We start from the raw sequence: 1,514 nt of genomic DNA, 5'->3' as shown, positions 1-1,514 counted from the left end.
CGTTACGAGAAGACAGCCACCATCTACTTGGCCGGACTCCACATCGCGGGCATCTTCCTCTGGTCCGCCCGATGATCCAAACGAAACTGCCTAGCGGTCCGGTCTTACAGTGGACTCCATCAGGGCGTTCTTGGAGCAGGACGTCGTGGAAGTTCACGAAGGGAAGTTCAGGAAGGCCGAGGACCGGTGCGATCCACCGGTTGGCGTCGTCCATCCATGTGGTGGCCCAGCACAGCTCGAAGCCGAGCCGGAGCAGGATTCGTCCGTGCTCCGGGTTGAGCCAGACTCGCAGGGGGCGTCGTCTGGACGACAGGCCCCTGTCCTCCTGATGGGCGTCGTTCCGGGGGACCCGGAGCGTGGTGTAGCCGTCGGGACGCCTCTCCGGCTTGGCTGCATAGGGGTTGAGTGGCCCGTCCACGTCGAGGAACAGCAGAGGTCGGTTCACGGTTTCCCCCGGTTTTACTCACTGTGGACTGCCTCGATCAGCGTAGCTGTGGGCATGCCCCGGCATGAGGCTGGCCTGAGTGGTGATCATGGGGTGGCGAGTGTGATCACGGCGTCGGAGCCGTCCTGGATAACCCCGTTCGCGGGGCCGAGCCCGCGCTGCTTCGGCAAGCTGCTGAGCGCGCTCCGACGCGATGGAGCAGATGTGATCAACCGAGGCCGGCCGTGGGGTCTGCCGCTGGAGGACCGGGTGTTGCTGGTTACGGCCTACTGGCGAACGAACCTGACGTTGCGGCAGCTCGCACCGCTGTTCGGCGTCTCGAAGTCCACGGCCGGCCGAGTCATCAACCACCTCGGACCCCGGCTCGCACTCCAGCCCTGCAAGCGGTTCGCCACAGGTACTGTGCTCATCGTGGACGGCACCCTCGTCCCCACCCGTGACCACTCCATCGCCGAGCGGTCGAAGAACTACCGGTACTCCACCAACCACCAGGTCGTCATCGACGCCGACACCCGCCTGGTTGTCGTGGTCGGTCGGCCGCTCGCCGGGAACCGCAACGACTGCAAAGCGTGGGAGGAATCCCGCGCCAAGGCCGCCGTCGGCAAGACCCTCACGATCGCCGGACGGCGGCTACCCATGCACCGGACTCGTCATCCCGCACCGCCGACAGCGAGGCCAGAGCCAACTCCCGGGTTGGAAGGAGGAGCACAATAAGTCCCACAAGCAGGTCCGGGCCCGGGTCGAGCACGTCTTCGCCCGCATGAAGACATGGAAGATCCTCCGTGACTGCCGCCTCAAGGGCGACGGTGTCCACCGCGCCATGCTCGGCATCGCCCGGATGCACAACCTCGCCCTCGCCAGATAGGTCGTAGGCAGCAGGGTGGCTGGCCCGTTTGAACGAGGCGACTTCAAGATCTTTACCGGGACGGCCCTTAGTTCGATTGCTGGCTGGCAAAAGGCCGCGGCGCCATTCACTAAGAGGTCATCTCATTTGGCTGAGTAGGCTGTCGGTTGTGGTGGGGATCGTTGAACGGCTGGTGCCGGACGAGTTGTGGGATCTGTTCCAGCG

Annotated in this window: 2 pseudogenes; one reads left to right on the top strand and one right to left on the bottom strand. The window is 64.8% G+C overall.

Features of this window, described 5'->3' with window-relative positions:
• Positions 1-91: 91 nt before the first annotated feature.
• A pseudogene (locus tag ACZ6CZ_RS38035) lies at positions 92-445 on the bottom strand (hypothetical protein); the annotation flags it as partial.
• 93 nt (positions 446-538) lie between these two features.
• On the opposite strand from ACZ6CZ_RS38035, the pseudogene ACZ6CZ_RS38030 reads away from it, so the two are divergent.
• A pseudogene (locus ACZ6CZ_RS38030) lies at positions 539-1,310 on the top strand (transposase).
• Positions 1,311-1,514: the final 204 nt, after the last annotated feature.

This window comes from Streptomyces sp. NPDC041135 (assembly GCF_055592085.1).
This window is presented reverse-complemented; position numbering and strand designations above follow the sequence as displayed.